27 protein-coding genes are annotated in these 21,962 nt (G+C 43.1%); 7 read left to right on the plus strand and 20 right to left on the minus strand.

What is annotated here, in order from left to right:
• From BO225_RS09810 to BO225_RS09825, 4 genes are all read right to left on the minus strand, one after another.
• Nucleotides 1-474 (minus strand): SPFH domain-containing protein (locus BO225_RS09810; RefSeq protein WP_419185479.1); only part of this gene is annotated, 474 nt, incomplete at its 3' end.
• Nucleotides 475-538: 64 nt separating this feature from the next.
• A complete protein-coding gene (locus tag BO225_RS09815; protein ID WP_083632183.1) occupies nucleotides 539-982 on the minus strand; it encodes an NfeD family protein in 444 nt (147 codons plus the stop codon).
• 10 nt (nucleotides 983-992) lie between these two features.
• Nucleotides 993-1,361: a hypothetical protein gene (locus BO225_RS09820; RefSeq protein ID WP_233120322.1), complete on the minus strand. Its 369-nt coding sequence runs from the start codon at nucleotides 1,359-1,361 to the stop codon at nucleotides 993-995.
• Nucleotides 1,362-1,440: 79 nt separating this feature from the next.
• Nucleotides 1,441-2,172 (minus strand): GntR family transcriptional regulator, encoded by a 732-nt coding sequence (locus BO225_RS09825; RefSeq protein WP_076342053.1) that lies wholly within the window; start codon nucleotides 2,170-2,172, stop codon nucleotides 1,441-1,443.
• Between the two features lie 797 nt (nucleotides 2,173-2,969).
• On the opposite strand from BO225_RS09825, the gene BO225_RS09835 reads away from it, so the two are divergent.
• Nucleotides 2,970-3,656 carry an HAD family hydrolase gene (locus BO225_RS09835; protein ID WP_076342055.1) on the plus strand — a complete coding sequence of 229 codons (687 nt, stop codon included), beginning with the start codon at nucleotides 2,970-2,972 and terminating at the stop codon, nucleotides 3,654-3,656.
• Here BO225_RS09835 and BO225_RS09840 read toward each other — a convergent pair.
• On the minus strand, nucleotides 3,568-4,917 hold the full coding sequence (locus BO225_RS09840; protein WP_076342056.1) for an MATE family efflux transporter: 1,350 nt from the start codon (nucleotides 4,915-4,917) through the stop codon (nucleotides 3,568-3,570). The genes BO225_RS09835 and BO225_RS09840 overlap by 89 nt on opposite strands.
• Nucleotides 4,918-5,002: 85 nt before the next feature.
• Between BO225_RS09840 and BO225_RS09845 the strand changes: the two genes are divergently transcribed.
• Together BO225_RS09845 and BO225_RS12425 are read left to right on the plus strand one after the other, a co-directional pair.
• On the plus strand, nucleotides 5,003-6,382 hold the full coding sequence (locus BO225_RS09845) for an MATE family efflux transporter (RefSeq protein ID WP_076342057.1): 1,380 nt from the start codon (nucleotides 5,003-5,005) through the stop codon (nucleotides 6,380-6,382).
• On the plus strand, nucleotides 6,379-6,528 hold the full coding sequence (locus BO225_RS12425; protein ID WP_158023832.1) for a hypothetical protein: 150 nt from the start codon (nucleotides 6,379-6,381) through the stop codon (nucleotides 6,526-6,528). The genes BO225_RS09845 and BO225_RS12425 overlap by 4 nt, the downstream gene beginning before the upstream one ends.
• A gap of 15 nt (nucleotides 6,529-6,543) precedes the next feature.
• Here the strand turns inward: BO225_RS12425 and BO225_RS09850 are convergent, their stop codons facing one another.
• The gene (locus tag BO225_RS09850) at nucleotides 6,544-7,368 is read right to left on the minus strand and encodes a MerR family transcriptional regulator (protein WP_076342058.1); all 825 of its coding nucleotides are present in this window, start codon (nucleotides 7,366-7,368) and stop codon (nucleotides 6,544-6,546) included.
• A gap of 101 nt (nucleotides 7,369-7,469) precedes the next feature.
• Here BO225_RS09850 and BO225_RS09855 point away from each other — a divergent pair, with 101 nt between their 5' ends.
• Nucleotides 7,470-7,823 (plus strand): GNAT family N-acetyltransferase, encoded by a 354-nt coding sequence (locus tag BO225_RS09855; protein WP_158023833.1) that lies wholly within the window; start codon nucleotides 7,470-7,472, stop codon nucleotides 7,821-7,823.
• Nucleotides 7,824-7,859: 36 nt separating this feature from the next.
• Here the strand turns inward: BO225_RS09855 and BO225_RS09860 are convergent, their stop codons facing one another.
• The 5 genes from BO225_RS09860 to BO225_RS09880 form a co-directional block, all read right to left on the minus strand.
• Entirely contained in the window at nucleotides 7,860-8,075 is a 216-nt protein-coding gene (locus tag BO225_RS09860) for a hypothetical protein (protein WP_076342060.1), read from the minus strand.
• 45 nt (nucleotides 8,076-8,120) lie between these two features.
• Entirely contained in the window at nucleotides 8,121-8,870 is a 750-nt protein-coding gene (locus BO225_RS09865) for an ABC transporter ATP-binding protein (protein WP_076342061.1), read from the minus strand.
• A complete protein-coding gene (locus tag BO225_RS09870) occupies nucleotides 8,863-9,735 on the minus strand; it encodes an ABC transporter permease (RefSeq protein WP_076342062.1) in 873 nt (290 codons plus the stop codon). The genes BO225_RS09865 and BO225_RS09870 overlap by 8 nt, the downstream gene beginning before the upstream one ends.
• A 3-nt stretch (nucleotides 9,736-9,738) precedes the next feature.
• Nucleotides 9,739-10,722, minus strand: a complete 984-nt coding sequence (locus BO225_RS09875; RefSeq protein WP_076342075.1) for an ABC transporter substrate-binding protein — start codon at nucleotides 10,720-10,722, stop codon at nucleotides 9,739-9,741.
• A gap of 377 nt (nucleotides 10,723-11,099) precedes the next feature.
• On the minus strand, nucleotides 11,100-11,282 hold the full coding sequence (locus BO225_RS09880) for a hypothetical protein (protein WP_076342063.1): 183 nt from the start codon (nucleotides 11,280-11,282) through the stop codon (nucleotides 11,100-11,102).
• Between the two features lie 88 nt (nucleotides 11,283-11,370).
• On the opposite strand from BO225_RS09880, the gene BO225_RS09885 reads away from it, so the two are divergent.
• The gene (locus BO225_RS09885; protein ID WP_076342064.1) at nucleotides 11,371-11,934 is read left to right on the plus strand and encodes an SGNH/GDSL hydrolase family protein; all 564 of its coding nucleotides are present in this window, start codon (nucleotides 11,371-11,373) and stop codon (nucleotides 11,932-11,934) included.
• Between the two features lie 23 nt (nucleotides 11,935-11,957).
• On the opposite strand, the gene BO225_RS09890 is transcribed toward BO225_RS09885, so the two are convergent.
• From BO225_RS09890 to BO225_RS09900, 4 genes are all read right to left on the minus strand, one after another.
• The gene (locus BO225_RS09890) at nucleotides 11,958-13,034 is read right to left on the minus strand and encodes a branched-chain amino acid aminotransferase (RefSeq protein WP_076342065.1); all 1,077 of its coding nucleotides are present in this window, start codon (nucleotides 13,032-13,034) and stop codon (nucleotides 11,958-11,960) included.
• 74 nt (nucleotides 13,035-13,108) lie between these two features.
• Complete coding sequence (locus tag BO225_RS09895; RefSeq protein WP_076342066.1) at nucleotides 13,109-13,849, minus strand: prolyl oligopeptidase family serine peptidase; 741 nt, start codon at nucleotides 13,847-13,849, stop codon at nucleotides 13,109-13,111.
• A gap of 54 nt (nucleotides 13,850-13,903) precedes the next feature.
• Nucleotides 13,904-14,065, minus strand: a complete 162-nt coding sequence (locus BO225_RS12550; protein ID WP_198936127.1) for a hypothetical protein — start codon at nucleotides 14,063-14,065, stop codon at nucleotides 13,904-13,906.
• A 15-nt stretch (nucleotides 14,066-14,080) separates the two neighbouring features.
• Nucleotides 14,081-16,351: a glycogen/starch/alpha-glucan phosphorylase gene (locus BO225_RS09900; RefSeq protein WP_076342067.1), complete on the minus strand. Its 2,271-nt coding sequence runs from the start codon at nucleotides 16,349-16,351 to the stop codon at nucleotides 14,081-14,083.
• A 138-nt stretch (nucleotides 16,352-16,489) separates the two neighbouring features.
• Between BO225_RS09900 and asnA the strand changes: the two genes are divergently transcribed.
• Entirely contained in the window at nucleotides 16,490-17,497 is a 1,008-nt protein-coding gene (gene asnA / locus BO225_RS09905; RefSeq protein ID WP_076342068.1) for an aspartate--ammonia ligase, read from the plus strand.
• A gap of 37 nt (nucleotides 17,498-17,534) precedes the next feature.
• On the opposite strand, the gene BO225_RS09910 is transcribed toward asnA, so the two are convergent.
• The 4 genes from BO225_RS09910 to BO225_RS12560 form a co-directional block, all read right to left on the minus strand.
• Nucleotides 17,535-18,203: a response regulator transcription factor gene (locus tag BO225_RS09910; protein WP_076342069.1), complete on the minus strand. Its 669-nt coding sequence runs from the start codon at nucleotides 18,201-18,203 to the stop codon at nucleotides 17,535-17,537.
• A gap of 44 nt (nucleotides 18,204-18,247) precedes the next feature.
• Nucleotides 18,248-18,430, minus strand: a complete 183-nt coding sequence (locus BO225_RS09915; RefSeq protein WP_076342070.1) for a hypothetical protein — start codon at nucleotides 18,428-18,430, stop codon at nucleotides 18,248-18,250.
• A 280-nt stretch (nucleotides 18,431-18,710) separates the two neighbouring features.
• Nucleotides 18,711-19,310 carry a phosphohexomutase domain-containing protein gene (locus BO225_RS12555; RefSeq protein WP_198936129.1) on the minus strand — a complete coding sequence of 200 codons (600 nt, stop codon included), beginning with the start codon at nucleotides 19,308-19,310 and terminating at the stop codon, nucleotides 18,711-18,713.
• A complete protein-coding gene (locus BO225_RS12560) occupies nucleotides 19,282-20,205 on the minus strand; it encodes a phosphohexomutase domain-containing protein (RefSeq protein WP_198936128.1) in 924 nt (307 codons plus the stop codon). Before BO225_RS12560 ends, BO225_RS12555 begins: the two co-directional genes overlap by 29 nt.
• Before the next feature lie 245 nt (nucleotides 20,206-20,450).
• Between BO225_RS12560 and BO225_RS09930 the strand changes: the two genes are divergently transcribed.
• Nucleotides 20,451-21,170 carry an Rpn family recombination-promoting nuclease/putative transposase gene (locus BO225_RS09930; protein WP_143356818.1) on the plus strand — a complete coding sequence of 240 codons (720 nt, stop codon included), beginning with the start codon at nucleotides 20,451-20,453 and terminating at the stop codon, nucleotides 21,168-21,170.
• A gap of 84 nt (nucleotides 21,171-21,254) precedes the next feature.
• Here the strand turns inward: BO225_RS09930 and BO225_RS09935 are convergent, their stop codons facing one another.
• Nucleotides 21,255-21,749, minus strand: a complete 495-nt coding sequence (locus BO225_RS09935) for a hypothetical protein (protein WP_076342073.1) — start codon at nucleotides 21,747-21,749, stop codon at nucleotides 21,255-21,257.
• Nucleotides 21,750-21,962 lie beyond the last annotated feature (213 nt).

Consider the following 21,962-nt stretch of genomic DNA (forward strand, 5'->3'; position numbering starts at 1 on the left):
TTTTTCCATCGCTTCTTGAATATCGTGCGGCGGAATGATGTTTTTGACTTCGACACGGCTGACCTTGATTCCCCAAGGATCGGTCGCCTCATCTAAGATCGAGCGCATCTTTGTGTTGATGATATCGCGGGAAGTCAGCGTTTCATCGAGTTCAAGGTCGCCAATAATGTTTCTTAGCGTTGTCGCTGTCAAATTTTCGATCGCGTTGATCGGATTAACGACACCATAGGTATACAGCTTAGGATCTGTGATCTGGAAGTAAACGACCGTATCGATCATCATCGTCACATTATCCTTCGTAATCACTGGTTGCGGCTCAAAATCTTTAACAACTTCCTTCAAGGTCACTTTATTCGCGATTCTATCAAGAAATGGAACGAGAAAATGGATCCCTGTATGCCATGTTGCATAGTAGGCGCCTAAACGTTCTACGACATAAGCGTTAGCTTGAGGAACGATGCGAATAACGCTCATCAAGATTCCAATCACCAAAACAATAAACAAAACAATCACAATCAGTTTAATCATATTCTCTCCTTTATTTATGAAGCGGCTCGACGACGAGTTTCGCCCCTTCGATCGAACATACTTTGACTTTGCTTCCTTTTTTGATCGGTTCATTCGAGCAAGAGGTCGCCGACCAGTATGTCGATAAAATATAAACTTCTCCCCAGTGTCCGTCCTCGATCGATTTAGTCAGTGTCCCGACTTGTCCGATCATCCTATCCGCGTTGGTCGGAACGATGTTTCCTCGCAAATACCGGGAAGCGATCGGTCGAACGACCAACATCGATACGATCGATACGATAAAAAATCCGACGATCTGGATCTCGAAGGAAGTTTTGCACAAGGCAAGCAGCGCTCCGATCAAAGCACCGACGCAAAACCAAATACTCACTAAAGCGCTTGGAGTCAGTATTTCAAGCACCAAAGCAACAAGCGCTATGCCTAGCCAGATCCATACAGCATTCATTCCGAACATTTCAATCACCTCATATCTCGTTCGTGCAGTCGATCTCTAACAAGTTGTTTTCTTCATCAAATGTAGCGGGATATTTTCGTGTGTCCACATCGACATGCAAAGTCGTATAGATTTGATGCATGATCGCTTTATTGCTGATGCGACCATACCCTTTCCCGATCGAGATCTTTTGCAGCTGCTCTTTTGGGATACAATTCCTCTCGATCACGCTCTTTTCAACAGGCATGATCGCGACTTTCTTTTTTTGAGGATCGATCCCGATCCGCACATAACGAACATTGGAAAAATGAGAGGCCGCCGTACTGTTGAGCGTAATGTTGGTCGGATAAAACGTAACTTGATTCATATAGGAATTCCCGTTGATCCATTGATACATCATATCCCCCTTTCGTTGTTTCTATTTTATTATTTTTCTTATTTTTTTGCAATAAGTTCGAAAAGAAAAAAGACTTGCGTCTTTATTCTGTGAGTTCGACCGAAAAAGAATAGATATCTCCACGATAATGCGCGATCGTATATTCGATCAATTCATTTTCTCGATTATACCCATATCGAGTGCGGATCAACGTCGCATCGCCTTTCGCCACGCACAATTTTTTTGCGATATCTTCATCTGCGTTGCGCGCTTTAAAATTCTCGATCGCGCGGACAGGCTGCATGATCCCTTTTTCATTCAATACAGTATATACGGAATTTTTATAAAGCGTATCGTCGATCGGAAGATCTAAATAAGTTGGAAAATAGTTTTCAAAATAAACGATCGGCTTTCCGTTTCCTGTCCGGACCCGCTTTAGGCAAAACGCTTTTTCATCGGGTTCAAGATCAAATGCGATCTGTACCTCTTTTGGTGGGATGACAAGCCCGACTTCTAAAAAGGAAGTGCCCGCTTTCATATTGAAATGCTTCATTTCATCGGTGAAAGAGCGGATCCGATTGAATTGTTCAGGTAAGTTATGATTGTAGATCACATGCGTTCCTTTTCCACGGGAGCGAATGACATAGCCTTCCTTTTCAAGGTCTGAAATAGCGCGGCGCACCGTGATACGTGAAATATTGTGTTGACGTTCGAATTCGCTTTCAGAAGGGATCTGATCGCCATAGGCATAAGTCCCGTCTAAAATTCTATTCTTGATGATCGTCTTTAACTGGACATAGAGAGGCAAAGCCTCCTTGCTGAAATCTAGAGACATAAAAACCTTCTTTCATTATATCATTATACAATTGATTGCTAAAAAAATAAAGAAGCAGGTGGGAAGTCTGCTTCTTTATTTTGGGTTAATGATTTTACAATTAAGTGAATTTTTAGAGGAATATTTCAATAAAATGTTTACTTTTTATCATCCATTGGGAATTCTACATATACGCTCACAATACGTGCTGCTAGGGAATATTATGATGTTATCGTATGCGACGTGTATTCGTAGTTTAGATGATCTCTGCTTTTTGACCGTTTTTAATTAGGAAGAAATATAGAGAGTTTCGCATCAAAAGGCAGGTATAAAGCCATTCCAGTCGGATTATCTTAATCAAAACTATTATGAGGGACTGGCTTGACCTTTGGAGGCTTCATTCCATAGTCATTGTGATCATGTGGGTTCACTTTGTTCCTATTCAGTACGTAGTCCTCCTTTTCCAGCAAAGAGAGATCGATCGGTTGCTGCTAAGTGATCTTTATCTTTCTTCACACTTGTATAATAAACCAATCCCAGAAAGATGTCTAGTATTTACTTGAGTAAAATTTCATTTTTTATCCTATTTTTTTAATTATTTTTAATATACTTGCACTTTACCGGAGGTAAGTTTGAGTTTTTATACTTGTATTTAAATATTCGTGCTTTTATTTAATTTTCATAGACAGATTCCTTCAATATTTTTTACGATTTTCAAATCCTTTCTTTCTTTTATTATTTTTTCTTCGAAAAACAAAGAGTGAACTATCTTTTCCAAGAAAAACCCCATAGAATATAAGAAAGAAAAGAGGAATTTTATGATAAATACAATAATTTTCGACATGGATGGTTTAATGATCGATAGCGAGAGAGTAACATACAATGGGTATGTCCATGAGTTTGAAAAGTATGGGATCCCTTTTTCTATGGAACGCTACAAGCTGTTTTTAGGAAAACAAGCTAAAGTGATCCGAGCCCAGATCAAAGAATGGTATGGAAACGTGTTGGACGAAAACGAAGTCGCCGACAACGTAAACCAATATATCCAAGATACTTTCGAAAACCAAGGCGTCCCTCTAAAACAAGGCTTAGTCTCCCTGCTTCAGTATTTGAAGAAAAATTCGTATACGATCGTTCTAGCCACGAGCTCTAGCCGAGAACGCGTCAATAAGATCCTCGCCCAAGCTGGACTTACCGACTATTTTACCGATTCGATTTGCGGCGATGAGATCAAGAACGGAAAACCGCATCCTGATATCTTTTTGAAAGCTTGCGAAAAAGTCGGATCCAAGCCTGAAGAAGCTCTCGTTTTAGAAGATTCAGAAAGCGGGATCCTCGCTTCTTATCGAGCCAACATCCCTGTTTTATGTGTGCCAGATCTAAAATTCCCGGATCCAGAATTCGCTGAAAAAGCCACTAAGATCCTGACAAGTCTAGATGGGGTCCTTCCTTTTTTGCTTCAAACAAAGAAGAGTTCTTCCAATCTTTGCGAAAAAGGCGAATAATAAACAACATTCCTCTAAACACAAGTTCGATCGCCATCGCGCTCCATACGCCTTGAAGCCCAAAACGCGAGGCAAGCAAAAAAGAAAGAACGATCCGCACGCCCCACATGCTGATCAAATTGTAAAGGCTAGGTACCAACGTATCGCCAATGCCCCGCAAAGCGCCAGCGATCACGATGCTTGAAGCGAAAAACGGTTCCGCGAACGCTTCGATCCGCAGCACTTGAGCTCCTAGAGCTTGCACTTCTGGATCGTTTGTGAGCATCCTAAAAATCAAAGGAGCTCCAATAAACATCAACACGCCCATAAAGCTCATAAACCCGATCCCTAGAAGCGTTGCGGTATAAGCATATTGTTTGGCTTGCTCAGGCTGACGGGCTCCGATGCTTTGGCCCACCAGCGTCGTTGCCGCATTGCCGATGCCAAAGCCAGGCATATAGCAAAGACTTTCGGCGCTCACCGCAAGAGAATTGGCTGCGATCGAGACCGTTCCTAGTGGCGAAATGATTCGGATCAGCAAGATCTGAGCCAAGTTGACGACCGACTTTTCCAAAGCGATAGGCAAACCGATACGAAGAGCCGTTTTCTGGATCTTCGCTCCCGATTCCTTTTCTTTATGGATCCCTTCAAAATGAAAATCGACGGCTTTGAACATCCATACGCTGATCAAGATTTCTGAGCAGGCGGTCCCTAAAGCCGCTCCGAGCACACCTAGGCGTAAAAAGAAGATAAAAAAGGCATTGAACACGATATCCAAACCACATAAATAAATATTGAGCTTGCTTGGGGTCTTCATGTCGCCTGCACATTGCAAGATCATACTGGAAAGCTGTCTAGAATAGACGAAGAGCAGCGAACAAGCAAAAACAAAAAAGTATTGACTAGCGCCTATACGCACGGGCGCATCTCCTTGCAGCAAAATAGGTAAAGGTCTTGAAAGAGCGATCCCGCTTGCCACCATGAAGATCGAAAGCAAAAAGCTCGCTTTTCTTGCGGATGAGACGATCGTTCTAGCTTGTCCTTTTTGATCGGCGCCGATCTTTTGTGCGACTTGCACGGCAAAACCGGTCGCGCACGCCATACCGATCCCATTGATCAGCCATGTGCTGCTAGCGACAAGGCCGATCGATGCGCTAGCGACTTTTCCTAACGAGCCGACCATGCTCGCGTCGATATACTGCATCAAAGTGGAAGAAAGTTCGGCAAGAATCGCCGGAATACTCAAACGAATCACGTTTTTGACGGGTGTGGATAATAGCATAAATTCCCTCCTCGTGGGCATTTTATCATGAATGGATTGAACATCTAACAATCTTCCGTATAATTAAATGGATTAGGAGGGTGTAATGATGGACATGAAGGAAAATAAGATGGGAGTCTGGCCTGTCAATAAGCTGCTCGTCACGATGTCGATCCCAATGATCATTTCGATGCTCGTACAGGCTTTATACAACGTGGTCGACTCGATGTTCGTTGCTCAGATCAGCGAAAACGCACTGACGGCCATCTCGCTCGCGTTCCCTTATCAAAACTTGATGATCGCGGTGGCAGTCGGCACGGGAGTCGGTGTCAACGCGCTTCTTTCTCGAGCGCTTGGCGAAAAGAATCATAAAGCGGTGAAAGATATCGCGGATCATTCGGTGTTTTTAGCGTTGATGTCTTGGCTTGTATTCGCGATCTTAGGGATCGTCTTTTGCCGGAATTTCTTCGCGATGCAAACCAATGTTCCCGAAATCGTAGAAGGAGGAACCGCTTATATGCGGATCTGTTCGGTAATTTCGATCGGACTTTTTATTCAGATCGCGTTCGAGAAACTTCTCGCATCGACAGGCAGGACGATCTTGACGATGTATACACAAGCGGCTGGCGCTTTGATCAATATCGTTTTGGATCCGATCTTCATTTTTGGCTTGTTCGGGGCGCCTCGACTAGGGATCGCAGGCGCTGCTGTTGCGACTGTGATCGGTCAAATTTGTGGCGCTTTGCTTGGAATCTTGCTCAACCATAAATTCAACCCGGAGGTCCAGCTTTCTTTTCACGATTTCAAGCTCAAGATGCCTGTCATTCGACAAATCTATAGTATTGGTGTTCCGAGCATCTTGATGTCTTCGATTGGCTCGATCATGACTTTCGGCATGAATAAGATCTTGATCGGCTTCTCGACAACAGCTGCGGCTGTCTTTGGCGTTTACTTCAAACTGCAAAGCTTTGTATTCATGCCTGTTTTTGGGCTCAACAATGGGATGGTGCCGATCTTGGCCTACAATTTTGGCGCTCACAAGCCAAAAAGGATCATGGATACGATCAAGCTTTCCTTGTTTTACGCGTCTTTGATCATGGTCATTGGATTTCTTATCTTCCAATGGATGCCAGCAACGCTGCTTGGGATCTTCAACGCTTCGGAAACGATGCTCAATATTGGAGTTCCGGCTTTGCGGATCATTTCGACGCACTTTTTGTTGGCGGGGATCTCGATCATTTGCTCGACTGTCCAGCAAGCGTTTGGTCATGGAGTCCGTTCTTTGCTGATTTCTTTGGTTCGTCAGCTTGTCGTCCTTCTGCCTGTGGCTTATTTTCTCTCTATCGCGCATTCTTTGGATATGGTTTGGCTCGCTTTCCCGATCGCGGAAACTGTCGCGCTCATCATGGGTGTTGCTTACTTGATCCAGACCTATAAAAAAGAAATCAAGCCGATGGAGACAAGATCGAAAGAGAAAATCGCATGAATTATGTTTCAATGATCTTTTATTTTTTAGCTTCCGCGATGTTGATCACGTTCGCTTTTACCAATAAAAACATATTTTTGTTTGTAGGCGCAGGCGCGCTCGTGATCGCGGTATTGCTTGGCTCATTATTTAAAAAGAAACCATAAAAGGAGAATGCCGTTTCAAGCATTCTCCTTCTTTTTTACACCAATCGTGATCATAGTCATATACTCGTTTTCTGAAGCAATGCTCATTTCATTGAGCCCTTCTTCGTAGGCATATCCCGTTAGTTCATATCCGTTCGCTTCGGCGTATTGGATGATCTTTCGATACGTTTCTTTCAGATGGTTCCAATCACCTAGAGAGTAGGTTCGAAGATACGTTCCTTCTGGGCGGATCTCATCCCACTCTTCTTGCCGATCGTTTCCATACGCAAAAAAACGATCATAGTCCTGGAACTTGCCTTCTTTGATCTTATTGATTTCGATACGGCTTCCAAAGCTATCGAACAAACCAAAGATCGATTTAAGACGCATCGAAAAGGCGCCCGCCTTCTTGAAGTCGCTTTCTCCATAGGATCCTTGGATCGGCTCGCTCAATAAGATCTTTTGGGCCGGAACCCTCAATTCTTCGATCTCTCCAATCTTCGCATGAAGGCTCATATCGAGTATTTTGGACTTTTGTTCCAAGAAAGCCTGCGCTTCCTGCAATTCCTCGATCGATTTTTGGATCGTCTTCCTTTTTTCGAGAACGATTTCTGAAAATGATTTTTTGGACGGATTTTTTTGATATTCTATGATTTCCTCGATCGACAATCCTACTTTTCGAAGCGTCATGATCAATTCGAGTTCCACAATTTGAAAACACGTGTAGTATCGGTAGCCATTTTCTTTTTTTATGGCTGGCGAAAATAAACCAATCTCATCGTAATAATGAAGTGTTCGTTTATTGATCCCATTGAGTTTGGCAAATTCTCCTGTTGTGAATTTATAGTTTTCATCTTTCATAGTTTCACCTTGACTTTACAGTTACTGTATCCCTTATTGTTCTCCTTGGCAAATAGATTGGATAAATAAAAAATGAAAACCAAAATAAATCCTCAAGATCAGTGGAGCGAGATCAAGAAGATCTATATCTCGCAATTTCTGAACAAGCTCGAGGCCATGGGGCTGGAAGTTGTCTGCTCGAGGCGATCCAGGAAAAGTACGCGAATCAAAAGATCGTATTGATGATTGAACAGCTGGATGAAAAGGCTGCACACTTCGCGCAGCGCATCGCGCGCAAAAAATTCTATCAAAGAAATGGATTTGTCTCATCCAACCTTTTAGCTAAGTTTCCAAGTGGTATGATGGAGATCATGCAGACTGGCTCTTCGATTTCGAAGCAGGAATGGATCGATCTTCAAAAATACGCGCTTGGCAAATTTTTCTATTTCATGTCGAGAATGAAAGTCGATTCATGATCCAAAAAAAGCACGGAATATCCGTGCTTTTCGTGTTTATTTTTGTTCGTTCAATTCGACTTTCACAGTATGACGTGTTGGATCTAGATCATATGTGATCTTTGAGAAATCATCCAAATGGTTCGTTACGATATCTCGTACCGCATCGAATACTTCATCTTCTTTTTCTGGTTTTTTGCAGTCGTATTCAATCGTTGTCTTAACGGTTTTACGAACAGGAACGCTATTTAATTCGTCTACCATTGATTTCATAACATTTACCTCGTGCTTTTAGTCTACCATTCCTCACTTTATGTGTCAAACTTCATAAAATTCCAATAGATCAGCTGGCTTGAGCTTTTCCTTTTCCTCTTTTGAAAAATCTTTGGTGATCTTTCCATCATTGAAGATCAAAAGCCGATCCCCATATTTTAAAGCGTCCGACATATTGTGAGTGATCATCAACGCTGTCATTTGTTCGCTTCGAACAAGCTGGTCGGTGATTTCCAAGATCGTTTTGGCGCTTTTCGGATCGAGCGCGGCCGTATGTTCGTCAAGAAGCAAGAGCTTTGGCGGATTGAGAACTGCCATGATCAAGGCGACTGCTTGTCTTTGTCCGCCCGACAACAAGCCAATTGGCGTCTTCAAGCGTTCTTCTAGACCCATATTGAGCACCTTCAGCTTCTTTTGGAACAAAGCGATATCTTTTTTCTTGACCGCAAAAGAGAACAAGGAGGCGTTGTTGTGGGCAGAAAGAGCTAGATTTTCTTCAACCGTCAAGCCTGCCGCTGTTCCTTGGGCCGGATTTTGAAAGAGGCGTCCGATCGTTTTCGAACGAATGTGCTCTTTTTCATGGGTGATGTCTTTACCATCGAGAATGACGTTCCCGGATTGGGTCGGCGCTTGGCCTGTGATCACATTAAAGAAGGTGCTTTTTCCTGCGCCATTGCTTCCTAAGATCGTCACGAATTCGCCAGGACGAATATGGACCGACACATCGTCCAGCGCTCTTTTTTCAAGCTTTGTTCCTTCATTGTAGATGACGTTGATATGCTCGAGTTTAAGCACGGTTCTTCCTCCTTAGCTTTTTTAGATGCGGAATCGAGATCGTGACAGCGACCAATACCGCGGAGACAAGGTTCATATCGGTCGCCGCGAACCCAAGCTTGAGCGCGATCGTATATAAAATCCGATATAAGATCGCTCCAAACACGGCAGCCAACAATCCAGAAGCGATCGTGTGTTTGCGAAAGATCGTCTCACCAACGATGATGCCCGCAAGCCCTAGAACCAACATGCCCGTTCCGCTTGTTACATCGGCAAAATTTTGGTATTGAACAAGAAGAGCGCCCGATAAAGCGACGATCGCGTTCGATAAGCCTAAACCTAGAAACTTCATCGAATCCACATTGACGCTTGAAGCCCGGATCATTTCTTCATTGTCTCCTGTGGCTCGAAGCATCAAGCCTAGATTGGTCTTAAAGAAAATATAGAGCAGAAAAGCGACAAGAGCCACGATTCCGATCAAAACGAACAATTGCGTATTCGCATTGGAAAGAAGCGTCCAAACTGGTTTGAGCGTGTTGCTCGAAAACAAGGAGACGTTTGGAGCTCCCTGCATGATGCGGATGTTGATCGAATACAATCCGCTCATCGTCAAAATGCCTGCCAAAAGCGGCTGAATCTTCATTTTTGTCTGTAAAAAGGCGGTGATACAACCACAAAGACAGCCGGCAAGAAAGCCGGCTATCAAACCTAGAATGGGGTTGCCATTGATCGTAAACATCGCACATACACAGCCGCCTGTCGCGAAGGATCCATCCACCGTCAAATCGGGATTATCCATGACACGAAAGGAAATATATTCGCCTAAGGAAAGAACAGCGAAGATCAAGCCGAGCTCAGCAGCTTTTGTTAAGATCGCAAGCGACATCGTCTATTCACCTACCATGACCAAATTATCGTCGTTTTGGATCGATTCTGGCAATGTGATGTTCAGTTTTTCTAAATACGCTTTATTCACATAGATGTTCAAATCGTCCTTGAATACTTTGACTGGGATATCGCCGGCTTTTTTGCCTTTTAATATCTCATCGACCATATTGGCCGTTTCATGACCAAGCTCGTCGTAGTTGATGCCAACCGTCGCAAAGCCTCCATCCTGCACCATGGAATCCGCCCCCGTATAATAAGGAATGCCCGCGTCCATAGCGATTTTGGACAGAGCCACGAAACCGGAAGCGACTGTATTGTCATTTGGAGAGAACATCGCATCGACTTTTTCAACAAGAACCGAAGCGGAGGACTGCAATTCTGTCATATCTTTCCCTGTTCCTTCGATCAATTCGATATTTTTCTCTTTACAATACGCTTTCGCTTTTTCTAAATTCGATACCGAGTTGGCTTCGCCCGCATTGTATAAGAAGCCCATCGTTTTTAAGTCTGGATTGATCTGGAGCGCTAGATCGATGATCTGATCGACTTGTACTTCATCGCTTGTTCCTGTGATATTGCCACCTGGCTTCTCTAAAGAAGAAACGAGGCCAGCCCCAATAGGATCCGATACCGCCGAAAAAACGACAGGGATCGTATCCGCGTAATTCGCGGCCGCTTGAGCGGTCGGGGTGGCGATCGCGACGATCACATCGCTGCCCTCATCGGAAAATTGAGACATGATCGATGTCAAATTCGATGGCTGCCCTGCCGCGTCGGCATAATCGTATTCGATCGTTTCTCCATCTTTATAACCTAATTCTTCCATACGGTCGCTGAACGCATCACGAATCGTATTCAAAGAGGTATGGGATACGATTTGCGCTACTCCAACTTTTGGTACTTTTTTCTCAGCAGAAGAACAGCCTGTCAGAAGCGTCGCCGATACACAAAATGCGGATAATAGTTTTAAAGATCTTGTTTTCATAGTTTTTTCTCCTTCTTCTTCAGAGACTTTCATAAAATGGTTCTTAAACAAAAAAGTCCTGTATCTTACGACACAGGACAGAATTTCAATTCTGCGGTACCACCTGAATTGGTATCAACGAATACCCACTTTACGAATGCCAACACATTCATCTTTCTATAACGGGAAAGTCCCGGCTTGGATACTTAATTTCACCTCGCCCTTAGAAGTCCATTTGCAGAACCGTTTGCTCTCCGGCTTGCACCCTCCCGGATTCGCTTCAGCACAGCATTCTGTTTGATCTCTTCATCATCGGTTTATTTGTATGGTTGTATCATACGCTTTAAAACCGGGTTTGTAAAGCGAGAGAATGAAATTTTTTGAAAGAAAATGTAAATTCATGAATCGATTTCTTCATTTTTTTCTTTCCCATGTAGGATCCATTTCAGCCATGAACTGAATCCAAATATCATAAGCAAGAACAGACAAGCTTCATATTGTTCATGATACAGCAAGATCAAAGCGAACCCTACGCTCCAATAGATCAGCATGTTGGTGATGAATGCTTTCCAATTTTGCATGCGATCTCCCCTTTCAATTATGTGTATTGTACACCTTAACCCATATTTTTACGATATTTCTGCTTAAATTATGTGATATTTTATTCGTATGAATCCTTTTTCTATCGCATGCGCTGGAGATTCGATCACAGAAGGCTGGGGGCTTGCCTCTCCGGATACGGAAAGCTATCCCGCTTTATTGCGAGCGTATTTTCCCGAAGCCACTATTTACAACTTAGGAAGCAGCGGCGCGACACTTCAATCTCAATTTGATATGGCCTATACACGCACGAATGCCTTTTTAAGAAGCCTCGCTTCTTCCTTCGATGTCGTTTTATTGTTTCTTGGCGCCAATGATGTATGGTATTGGACGAGCAAAAAAACGTTCAAGGAAGAGCTGCTCGATTTGATTGGTGAATACGCCTCTTCTTTGGTGATCTTGATCACTCCGATCAAAATGAATGTTGGTGTTTATGAAGATCATAAGCTCAAAGAGATCAGAGAGATCGTGCTCGAAGCAGGTAAAGAGGAAGGCTTGCCTGTCATCGATCTCTATTCCCTTTCTAAAACGTCTTGGCTTTCTTTTGATGGAGTGCATCCGAGTCAAGAAGGTCAAAAAGAGATCGCCTTCCTGATCGCGCAAGCATTAAAAAAGATTCTTCCGCTCGGATGAATCTTTTTTCTTTTTCTCTTTTATTATTCTTGGATACGAACGACTTCTTGCGTCCAGCCAAATGGATCTTCAACATTGCCCCATTGAATGCCTGTTAAAGTATCATAAAGTTTTTGTGTCAGATCTCCCGTTTTAAAGTCATTGATCACCGCTTTTTCTCCTTTGAAGCAAAGTTCCCCAATTGGTGAAATTACAGCAGCTGTACCCGTTCCAAACGCTTCTGTCAGCTTTCCATTTTTCGCGCCTTCCATCAGCTCATCGATAGGCATATGGCGTTCTTCGACCGTATAGCCCCAATCCTTTAAAAGATGGATGATCGAATCGCGTGTTACGCCTGGAAGGACGGTTCCATCGATCGGCGCTGTCACAATTGTATTTCCAAACACGAACATCGCGTTCATCGATCCGACTTCTTCCACGTATTTTTTATGAACACCATCTAACCAAAGCACTTGGGTATAGCCTTGCTCTTCGGCTTTTTCTTGCGCTTTCAAAGAACCAGCGTAGTTGCCTCCACACTTTGTAAATCCCGTACCGCCTGGTGTGGCGCGAACATATTCGTCTTCGACCCAGATCTTGACAGGATTGACTCCTTCTGGGTAGTATGCGCCTACTGGCGAACAAATAATAACAAATTTATAGGAAGTGGCAGGATGTACGCCAACGCTCGCTTCTGTCGCAAACATATAAGGACGAATATAGAGCGATTCTCCTTCTTCGTTAGGCACCCAGTCTTTTTCCACTTCAACCAATGCCTTGATTGCGTCTATAAACATGTCTTCTGGCACTTTAGGCATGCTAAGACGTTCATTCGAATTCATAAAGCGACGGGCATTCATTTCGGGACGGAACAACTGGATCACACCATCTTTAGTACGATAGGCCTTCAATCCTTCAAACGTTTCCTGCGCATAATGAAGGACCATGCTGGCTGGCGATAGCTCGATCGGTCCAAATGGAACGATCCTCGCATCGTGCCATCCGCCTTGATCAGCGTCATAATCCGCAATAAACATATAATCGGTATATATTTTTCCAAAGCCTAGCGCTCCTGTTGGTTTTTCCTTTAGTGTCTTAGCTTCTTCAAATTTGATATCCATGATCTCATCTCCATTTCTGATACTGTTTAAGTTACCACTAATTGAAAATGATTTCAATATCGTTTGAAAATGTTTCATTTCTGAAAACAAGATTTAATGAATCGATCATAGTGGTTGCGCATTTTCTTGCTCCAAAACGCCGGACCGCCGTGCCCTTCTTTTTCAAGAATGATCATCTGCGTCTCTTTGTTCGCTTTTTTGAGCGCTTTATATAGTCTTGCGCTTTGCTCGATCGGCACGATCGGATCTTCTTTTCCATGAACGATCAAGATCGGTCCAAAGTTTTCGAACAAATAGTTTTTGCAGCATTTACGATGCGCTTCTTCATCGAGTTCTACCTCTTCTTGGGATGGTTCAACTTTGCCATATAGATCGATGATCGCGTGGATCTGGCAGTCTTCCTCGCTTTGATCCAGACGATGTGAAAGGGACGTAAAACCTGCAAGCACGGCCGCTTCACCTCCCATCAAAACCATCTGATCTGGATCGATGTTGTAGGTGCCTGCATTCTTCTTCATGTAGCGAACAGCTTCCTTTATATCGTAGATGACATTGGGAAAGCGATCGTTCGCTCGAAGCTCGACAAGCGCGATCGTATACCCTTTCTTTGCGAATTTTACTAATGAAGGTAAAAAAAAGGGACCTTCTTGGATCAAGAGAATGCATGGCGTTCTTCGTTTTGGCTCATCGAATTGGACAAATTGCAGGACATGTAGCTTAAATGATTCGTTCGGCATTTCAGAATACAGACATTCGGGATGAAAAAGCACATTGGATTTGTTTTCTTGTTTCTTTTTCGACTTCATTTCGATCATCTTCCTTTTCTTCTTTTCATTTTAACAAAAAAAAGAGGAAGACGCGCTTCCTCGTTAGTGAAAAATAATGAAATAGATGACATAGATCCATCCGAGCAATCCATGTATGATCGCCCAGAAGATCGAATGCCAATTGACATAGCTGATGACCATCGCTAAGGCGCTTCCAAACGAAATGCCAGCTTTAACGGTCGTTCCAAATGCACTGTTGTTCATATTTTTCTCCTTTGATTATTTTTCAAGTTTCCAAATGTCTTCGTTGTATTGTTCGATCGTGCGGTCGCTCGAGAAATAGCCGGCCATGGCGATGTTGACAAGCATCTTTTTCGACCAAGCAAGACGGTCTTCGTACGCTTCCATGATCTTATGTTTCTCTTCGATATACGCTTCTACATCAAGAAGGGTCATGAACCAGTCTTTGTTGATGAGATCGTCGTGTACGGCTTGGAGCAATTCTGGATTGCCAAGATCCATCATTTTATCGCTCGTGATAAAGTCGACGAGTTCTTGGATATGCGCGTTTTGTCGATAGAGATCATATGAATGGTAGTCTTGATTTTTATAGTGGTCGATGACTTCATCGGCTTTGGCGCCAAAAATATAAATATTATCGTCTCCGACTAAGTCGTGGATCTCGACATTGGCTCCATCATCCGTTCCTAAGGTCACAGCCCCATTGAGCATGAATTTCATGTTGCTCGTACCGCTCGCTTCTTTGGAGGCAAGCGAGATCTGTTCCGAGATATCGGCAGCCGGAATGAGTTTTTCGGCTTTCGTCACGTTGTAGTTTTCAACCATCACAACTCTAAGATGTTGCTTGACTACTTCATCTTGGTCGATGAGCTCGGCAAGGGTCAAGATGACGTGAATGATATCTTTGGCTAAAATGTAGGCTGGTGCGGCTTTTGCGCCAAAAATGCACGTGATCGGATGGGTTGGATATTCGCCGCGCTTGATCCTCAAATATTGATCGATAATATAGAGCGCATTCATTTGTTGGCGTTTATATTCGTGTAGACGTTTGATTTGGATGTCGTAGATCGAGTGGTCGTCGATTTCGATATTTTGTTTTTCTCGCAAATACGTCTTGAGCTGGCGTTTTTTGATGTGCTTGATCGCTCTAAGTTCATCGAGCGTTTTGAGATCGTCTTTGTATTCAAGCAGTTTTCTTAATTCGAGAGCGTCTTTTTTATAGCCTTCTCCAATGCGCTCGTCTAAAAATTTGGTGAGTTCAGGATTGGCTTCGAACAACCATCTTCTAAATGTGATTCCATTGGTTTTATTGTTGAACTTTTCTGGATAGAGTTCATAGAACGAATGGAGCTCTTCATTTTTTAAGATATCGGTATGGATCGCCGCGACACCATTGGTCGACTTGGAGAAATGAATATCCATGCTGGCCATATGGATGTTGTTGTTTTTGTCAATAATGAAGGTTGCTTCATTGTTGCTTCTTTCTTTTGCGACTTGGTCAAGTTTTTCAATAATTGGCATCAGTTGTGGAACGATTTCTTCTAAATAATGGTATGGCCATGTTTCGAGCGCTTCTGCTAAGATCGTATGGTTCGTGTAGGCGCACGTTTGTTCGACTTCATGCATCGCTTCTTCGAAATCGAGTCCATTTTCCATCAATAGACGAATGAGTTCTGGAATGACCATCGATGGATGGGTGTCGTTGATTTGCACAACGGCGTATTTATGAAGCTCATGGAGATCGATATTTTTTTCCTTCATTTCTTGCATGATCATTTGGGCAGCCGAAGATACAAGAAAATATTGTTGATAGATCCTGAGTTTTCTTCCATCTTCATCGCTGTCGTCTGGATAAAGGAAAAGGGTCAAATTCTTTTCGATATTCTTTTTGTCGAAGCCGATGCCAGATTCCAAGATCGTCTCATCGACTGTATCAAGATCGAATAATTTGAGTTTATTCGTTTTTCCATTGTATCCAGAAACCATGATTTCATACATGCGGCTTGGGAGCGTCAGATTTTTGAATGGAACTTCGAATTGGCCGTCGGTTTTTTCAAGCCAGCTGTCTTCGCTCATCCATGGATTTGGATATTCTTTTTGTTCTTTATTTTCAAACTTTTGCAGGAAAAGGCCTAAGTGATAGTTGAGGCCAACACCATCGGCATATAAATCGAGGGTGGTGATGGAGTCTAAGAAGCAGGCTGCCAATCGTCCAAGTCCGCCATTTCCCAAAGATGGTTCTAATTCGATATCTTCGATCTCGGAGAGAGATTTTCCGTTTTTTTCAAGGATATCTTTAACTTCATGGTAGATCTTCAAGTTGATCAAGTTGTTGGAGAGCAGTTTTCCAATCAAAAATTCGGCAGAAATATAATAGAGTTTTTTCTTTCCTTTGACTGGTTCTGCTTTGGCGAGTTGTTTTTTTACGAAATTAAGAAGCATCACGTAGCATTCTTTATCGCTAAGATTTTCGATGGATCGATCAAACATCGCCAACGCAAATTCTTCTAATTCATTTTCTAGTTTCATAAGAACCTCCAATTTGTTTTTATCATAGCGTTTTCAGTGTTTGAAAAACAATTCATTTGCTTTTCATAGTTTTTACCCCAATTATGGGATATTGTGGTATAGTTTTGCTATTCATGAAAAGAGTGGAAAGGATTTTTTATGCAAATCACAATACCTAAAGATTATGATCCTGTCTTGTCGGTTCGCGAGACGCAAGAAGCGATCAAATATATTCGAGACACATTTCAAAAAGAGCTTGGCAGAGAGCTTAGTCTTTCGCGGATTTCGGCGCCATTGTTCGTCGAGCGCTCTTCCGGTCTAAATGATGATCTCAATGGTTCGGAGGAGCCTGTTTCTTTTACTATGAAAGAAATGAGTAACGAGCCGATCGAGGTCGTGCATTCTTTAGCCAAGTGGAAGCGGATGGCTTTAAAAAAGTATGGTTTTCATGTGAATGAAGGATTGTACACGAATATGAACGCGATCCGCAAAGACGAAGAGCTGGATAATTTGCATTCGGCTTATGTTGACCAATGGGATTGGGAAAAGGTGATCGATGTTTCGCAAAGGAACGTACAGACGCTCAAAAAACATGTGGAGCAGATTTTTAAAGTGATCAAGCACATGGAGCATGAAGTGTGGTATAAATATCCGCAGGCTGTCAATCGTCTGCCGGAAACGATTCATTTTGTCACTTCTCAGCAGCTGCTGGATATTTATCCGGATCTTTCGCCTAGGGAGCGAGAAAACGCGATCACCAAAGAGCTTGGTTGTGTGTTTGTCATGAAGATCGGGCAGCGATTGAGCAATGGCGAAAAGCACGATGGAAGAGCGCCCGACTATGATGATTGGGAATTGAATGGCGATATTTTATTTTGGTATGAGCCGCTACAGCAAGCTTTGGAGATTTCGAGCATGGGTATTCGCGTAGATGAGAATTCGCTCCATGAACAACTCGAGATCGAAGGTTGTCTTGAAAGAGAGACGCTTCCATTTCATCAAGCGATCTTAAATCGCGAACTTCCTTATACGATTGGTGGCGGGATCGGTCAGTCGAGATTGTGCATGTTGCTTTTGAAGAAGGCGCATATTGGCGAAGTGCAGGCGAGTCTTTGGCCTCAGGAAATGATCGAGATCTGCGAGGAAAACAATATTCATCTTTTATAAGCAAAAGAGTGGGCGGTCCCACTCTTTTCTTTGTATTTTATTCATCACTCATTTGGTATCCTACATTTTTGACGGTCTTGATCAAGGTGCCCGCGTTTCCTAGTTTTTTTCGAAGCTTTCGAATATGGACATCGAGAGTGCGGGATTCTTCATAATAAGGTCCCCATACTTGTTCGAGAAGATCTTCGCGTTTGACGACTGCGCCTTGCGCTTCGATCAACACGCGCAGAAGGTTGAATTCTTTATAGGAGAGTTCGATAGGATCGTTGTCGACTTTGACTTGATGTTTTTCTGCATCGAAAACGACTGGGCCGATTTGTTTGAAGCTCTGTTTCTTTTTTGTTTTTTCATAGCGTCTTTTGATCGCTTTGATGCGAGAGAGGAGTTCCATGATGCCAAAGGGTTTGGCTAGATAGTCGTCCGCTCCAAGATCGAGTCCGATCGCTTTATCGACTTCACTGTCTTTGGCAGATAAAATAAGCACGGGAATATCTTCCCAATTGGGATCTTGTTTGAGCTTTTTCAAGATGGTGAGCCCATCTTCTTCCGGGAGCATCAAATCAAGGATAATGAGGTCGCAAGCTTCTTCTTTGAGGGCTTTCCAAAACAAGGATGGCTTTTCAAAGCCTTTTGTTTCGTCTTCTTTTTGGATGGCATAGGAAAGCATCGTTTTGATGGATGCGTCGTCTTCTAATATATAAATCATATTCTGCCTTTCTTTGTTCAGAAAAAAAGCCTGCTTACGCAGACTCATCCGTGCGTTCTGTCGCTTCGAATCGGAAGTTCGAATTGATCAGCAATCTTAAAGGTCATTCCAATACTCAAAAAAACACAAACGGAAGTGGCGAAGCTCGCTCCTGTCAAATGGAGGACGAGCGCGTAGAATCCTAGTAAAGTATTTACGATCATTAAGATCCAACCAATTGTTTTCATAATGTATTAAGTCCTCTAGTTGACTTTAGTATATCACATCTTTTGATAACATTGTATAAAAAATCACGAAACGGAGGCGCTTACCTCCATTTCGTTTTCCTTTTCTTAAATCCTTTCTTCCTATAAGGAGCTGCCACGATCAAAGGGTATGAAACCCCCGCAAAATCCACGATATGATCATTGAATTTCTTCAATCCTTTGAGCGTGGTGCCCCGAAAGGCCTCTTTTGTTCTAGTCACATCATAACAAGATTTTCGCTCTTCGCCAATCAAAATCCTTTTTATGCTTCCAAAACGGACAAATCAAGGTCTGTTTTGTCATATAGGGCTTCTTTGAGCCATGTTTTCATCGTTTCAACGCCGCCTTGTTTTCTGCTTTCCAAATTGCATGGCAAGATCGGATCGTGAAGGCTCATTCGAACAAGAAGCCATCCATCTCCATGTTCAGAATCAAAATTAAGGCGCACTCCCTCAAAGGTCGAATCGGCAAAAGAAATGTAGGGTGCGTGTTCTGCTTTTTTATGGATTTCGTGAATGACGTTTTCCCCGTACTCTTTAAAATCGTTGTTTGTGATCTTGATGCGGACTTCTTCGCTTTCCAAAGGTTCTTTTAGATCGTTCAATGTCTTGCTTAATGGGTTTTTTAGCGCATAAGCGACTATGAGGGCGGCTAAGTAGGCGCCATCGTCTAAAAAGAAATTTTCTTTAAAGGCGGCATGGCCGCTTGTTTCGATCGCGAGCTGTGTGTCGATCCCTTCTTGGTTGAGTCGGATGGCTTCGTTGATCACGTTTTTATATCCACGTTTGAAGCGATGGTGACGCATTCCTTTTTGTTCGAGGAAGTCGTGGAGCTCATCGCTTGTGACCGAGTCGGTGACGATGGTCGTGTGTGGATTTTTTTTTGGCTGCGATCAGGGCTGCCAAAGCGATGATCGAGTTGCGTGCGATCGGATCGCCATTTTCATCGACAGCGCTGGATCTATCGACATCGGTATCGAAGATCAAGCCTAGATCCGCTTGATGGTCTTTGACTGCTTGGCAAATGCTTTCCATCGCTTCTTTATTTTCAGGATTCGGGATGTGGTTTGGAAAATGGCCGTCAGGTTCTAGAAATTGGCTGCCGCTGATGTTGGCACCAAGTGGGCCGAGAACTTTGGTGGCAAAAAATCCTCCAGCCCCATTGCCCGCATCCACGATGATATGCAAATTTTTGAGGGGATGCTCATAATCGTCTGCTTGGACTTGTTCTTTGATCAAGTTTTGAAGATGGATCGCGTATAGGTCCATCAGATCGAATTTGCTCAACGATCCAAAAGGTTTTCCACTTTCTTCCAATGTATCGGCAAGCTGGATCAAGGATAAAATGTCTTTGGATTCTAGTCCGCCTTCTTTCGTAAAGAATTTCATACCGTTGCGGTTCCATGGCAAATGGGAGGCGGTGAGCATGATCGCTCCATCGCAGTTGGATTGTGGAAATTGGGTGGCCATAAACATGGCTGGCGTAGTTGAAAGTCCACACTCTAGGATCGTATCTCCTGTAAGCAAGAGTCCATCGATAACGGCTTGTTCAAGTGCAGGTCCGCTTAAGCGGGAATCTCGTCCGATCGCGATCTTGACTTGTTCTTTGCCTGTCTTTTGTTGCAGCCATTGGGAAAAGGCCATGGCGAGGTCTTTGACAGCTTGTTGGGTGAGGTTGATTTCTTCACCGTCAACACCTTCTAACGCGACACCTCGAATGTCGCTTCCGTTTTGTAGTTCTTTATAGGTATAGTTCATGTTTGTCCTTCTTTCTTTTCTATATTATCTTAATCTTTCTTTTTTTCTAATTTTAGTCCCTTTTTTTGAGTTCTGTTCTTATACGATCTTCTTTTCTAGGATTGTATCGCTTTTTGAATGTTTTTCCCTTTTTGGGATCATTTTTTTGATTTTTGTCGTATCCTGATCCCGGGTCTAGAATCGATGCGGGCCGACGAGCTGGAAAGCGAGACGACTCGGGAGCAATTTCGGAAATCGAAAGAGACGTGCTAAAAAAATGGGTCAAGGAAAACGCGTGTATTTTGATGGTCGGCGTCGAGAACCAGACCCAGAAAGATGGTACAATATCGTTAAGGATCATGAACTACAACGCAAGCGTCTATCAAAGACTGCTTTCGCACAAGAGACCGCTCGTTCCTGTGATCACTTTCGTATTGTATTTTGGATTGGAAAAGCCATGGGAAAAGGCGAAATCGATTTATGAGCTGATCGAAGTGCCAGGGGCATTGGAAGAATTCATTCCCGATTTTCGAGCGAAAGTGATCGATCTAGGCGCGTTGGAAGACGAGACGATCGAATCGTTTCAAAGCGATATGAAAGAGATCGCGAAGTTCATCAAGCTGAGCCGGCAAGGAAAGAAAGAATTCACATTCAAAGGGAAGCTGGATCATTTTGCGATGGTGGCGCGCTTGTTGTCCACCTTGTCGTCAATGAACGTTCCTAAAGAGAAATGGGAGGAACTGGAAGAAGGAGGTCAGAACGATATGGAGCATGTTTTCAATTATTTTTCGGAAGAAAAGACGAAGAAGATCTTGAATCAAGGAATTAGTCAAGGCTTAGAACGAGGCAGAATAGAAACCAAACAAACAGATCTCGAAATATTGCAGTGGCTTCAGGCGCACGATCGACTGGATCTGAGCATTCAAGCTTTACAATGTTCCGATATCGAAGGATTCAAAAAGCGAGTGCTTGAGCATTCGATCTGAGAAAAAATAGAGAGAAAAAGCAGAGTGAAAATCGCTCCGAATCGATCGGAAGACTTTAAACTCTGCTTTTCATCTTTGGAAAGTTTATTTTTTCTTTTTGCCTGTTTGATATTTTTTCTTTGTCTTGGTGGCCGTGGAAACGTGTTTCGCTTTATTGGAATTCCGGTTTTGGATGCTTGCTTCTTTTGTTTTCGAGAACCATTTCTTATCGGCATAGTTGATTCCGATATAAACAAGAATGATATCGAACGAGAAGATCATCACCCATTGAAAAAATTCTTGGTTATTGTACATCATCAAGAATGACAATAAGGCTTCGGCGCCTGCGACAAGCATATCGAAGCGGACGAGTTCGTAATTATCCTGGTCGGACAGAACAAGAGCCCATTGACTGCCCTTTCTGATTTTTTTGTTTCGCATATAACGGCGTTTCATCAGCGAGCCGATCACATAGATCAATACAACATTGATCAAATACATGTATGGAAATACGGGCGCGTTGGCTGCCCAAGTCATGATCACGCAGACGATGATCCACAACCACATCATGACGATTTGCGCTTTTCTAAGGCCTTTCATAAAATCCCCCATCTTTCATATCCATCATCATAACAGTTTTACGTCAGAAAAGAAACCGTCCTTATTATATGTTGAATAAAAAAAAGGTAAGCGGGAATTAAAACAGCGGGTAGCAGCCTGATGAAAGTTAAAGTAGAGTAACCACAGGAGGTGGCTACCCTATGGAAACGAATACCACTGCTCATAAAGAAGATCTAGTATTTACCGAGATTC

The organism is Dubosiella newyorkensis (genome assembly GCF_001945605.1).
GTDB lineage: Bacteria > Bacillota_I > Bacilli_A > Erysipelotrichales > Erysipelotrichaceae > Dubosiella > Dubosiella newyorkensis.

What these genes read in the sequence shown, in the direction of transcription:
- BO225_RS09915 (WP_076342070.1), bottom strand. Translation starts at nt 18,430, where the DNA reads ATGAAAACAATTGGTTGGATCTTAATGATCGTAAATACTTTACTAGGA.
- BO225_RS09840 (WP_076342056.1), bottom strand. Translation starts at nt 4,917, where the DNA reads ATGCTATTATCCACACCCGTCAAAAACGTGATTCGTTTGAGTATTCCG.
- BO225_RS09860 (WP_076342060.1), bottom strand. Translation starts at nt 8,075, where the DNA reads ATGAAATCAATGGTAGACGAATTAAATAGCGTTCCTGTTCGTAAAACC.
- BO225_RS09835 (WP_076342055.1), top strand. Translation starts at nt 2,970, where the DNA reads ATGATAAATACAATAATTTTCGACATGGATGGTTTAATGATCGATAGC.
- BO225_RS09880 (WP_076342063.1), bottom strand. Translation starts at nt 11,282, where the DNA reads ATGCAAAATTGGAAAGCATTCATCACCAACATGCTGATCTATTGGAGC.
- BO225_RS09825 (WP_076342053.1), bottom strand. Translation starts at nt 2,172, where the DNA reads ATGTCTCTAGATTTCAGCAAGGAGGCTTTGCCTCTCTATGTCCAGTTA.
- BO225_RS09895 (WP_076342066.1), bottom strand. Translation starts at nt 13,849, where the DNA reads ATGATCGAAATGAAGTCGAAAAAGAAACAAGAAAACAAATCCAATGTG.
- BO225_RS09850 (WP_076342058.1), bottom strand. Translation starts at nt 7,368, where the DNA reads ATGAAAGATGAAAACTATAAATTCACAACAGGAGAATTTGCCAAACTC.
- BO225_RS09815 (WP_083632183.1), bottom strand. Translation starts at nt 982, where the DNA reads ATGTTCGGAATGAATGCTGTATGGATCTGGCTAGGCATAGCGCTTGTT.
- BO225_RS09900 (WP_076342067.1), bottom strand. Translation starts at nt 16,351, where the DNA reads ATGAAACTAGAAAATGAATTAGAAGAATTTGCGTTGGCGATGTTTGAT.
- BO225_RS09935 (WP_076342073.1), bottom strand. Translation starts at nt 21,749, where the DNA reads ATGAAAGGCCTTAGAAAAGCGCAAATCGTCATGATGTGGTTGTGGATC.
- BO225_RS09820 (WP_233120322.1), bottom strand. Translation starts at nt 1,361, where the DNA reads ATGATGTATCAATGGATCAACGGGAATTCCTATATGAATCAAGTTACG.
- BO225_RS12550 (WP_198936127.1), bottom strand. Translation starts at nt 14,065, where the DNA reads ATGAACAACAGTGCATTTGGAACGACCGTTAAAGCTGGCATTTCGTTT.
- BO225_RS12425 (WP_158023832.1), top strand. Translation starts at nt 6,379, where the DNA reads ATGAATTATGTTTCAATGATCTTTTATTTTTTAGCTTCCGCGATGTTG.
- BO225_RS09910 (WP_076342069.1), bottom strand. Translation starts at nt 18,203, where the DNA reads ATGATTTATATATTAGAAGACGACGCATCCATCAAAACGATGCTTTCC.
- BO225_RS09885 (WP_076342064.1), top strand. Translation starts at nt 11,371, where the DNA reads ATGAATCCTTTTTCTATCGCATGCGCTGGAGATTCGATCACAGAAGGC.
- BO225_RS09845 (WP_076342057.1), top strand. Translation starts at nt 5,003, where the DNA reads ATGATGGACATGAAGGAAAATAAGATGGGAGTCTGGCCTGTCAATAAG.
- BO225_RS12560 (WP_198936128.1), bottom strand. Translation starts at nt 20,205, where the DNA reads ATGAACTATACCTATAAAGAACTACAAAACGGAAGCGACATTCGAGGT.
- BO225_RS09875 (WP_076342075.1), bottom strand. Translation starts at nt 10,722, where the DNA reads ATGAAAACAAGATCTTTAAAACTATTATCCGCATTTTGTGTATCGGCG.
- asnA (WP_076342068.1), top strand. Translation starts at nt 16,490, where the DNA reads ATGCAAATCACAATACCTAAAGATTATGATCCTGTCTTGTCGGTTCGC.
- BO225_RS09870 (WP_076342062.1), bottom strand. Translation starts at nt 9,735, where the DNA reads ATGTCGCTTGCGATCTTAACAAAAGCTGCTGAGCTCGGCTTGATCTTC.
- BO225_RS09890 (WP_076342065.1), bottom strand. Translation starts at nt 13,034, where the DNA reads ATGGATATCAAATTTGAAGAAGCTAAGACACTAAAGGAAAAACCAACA.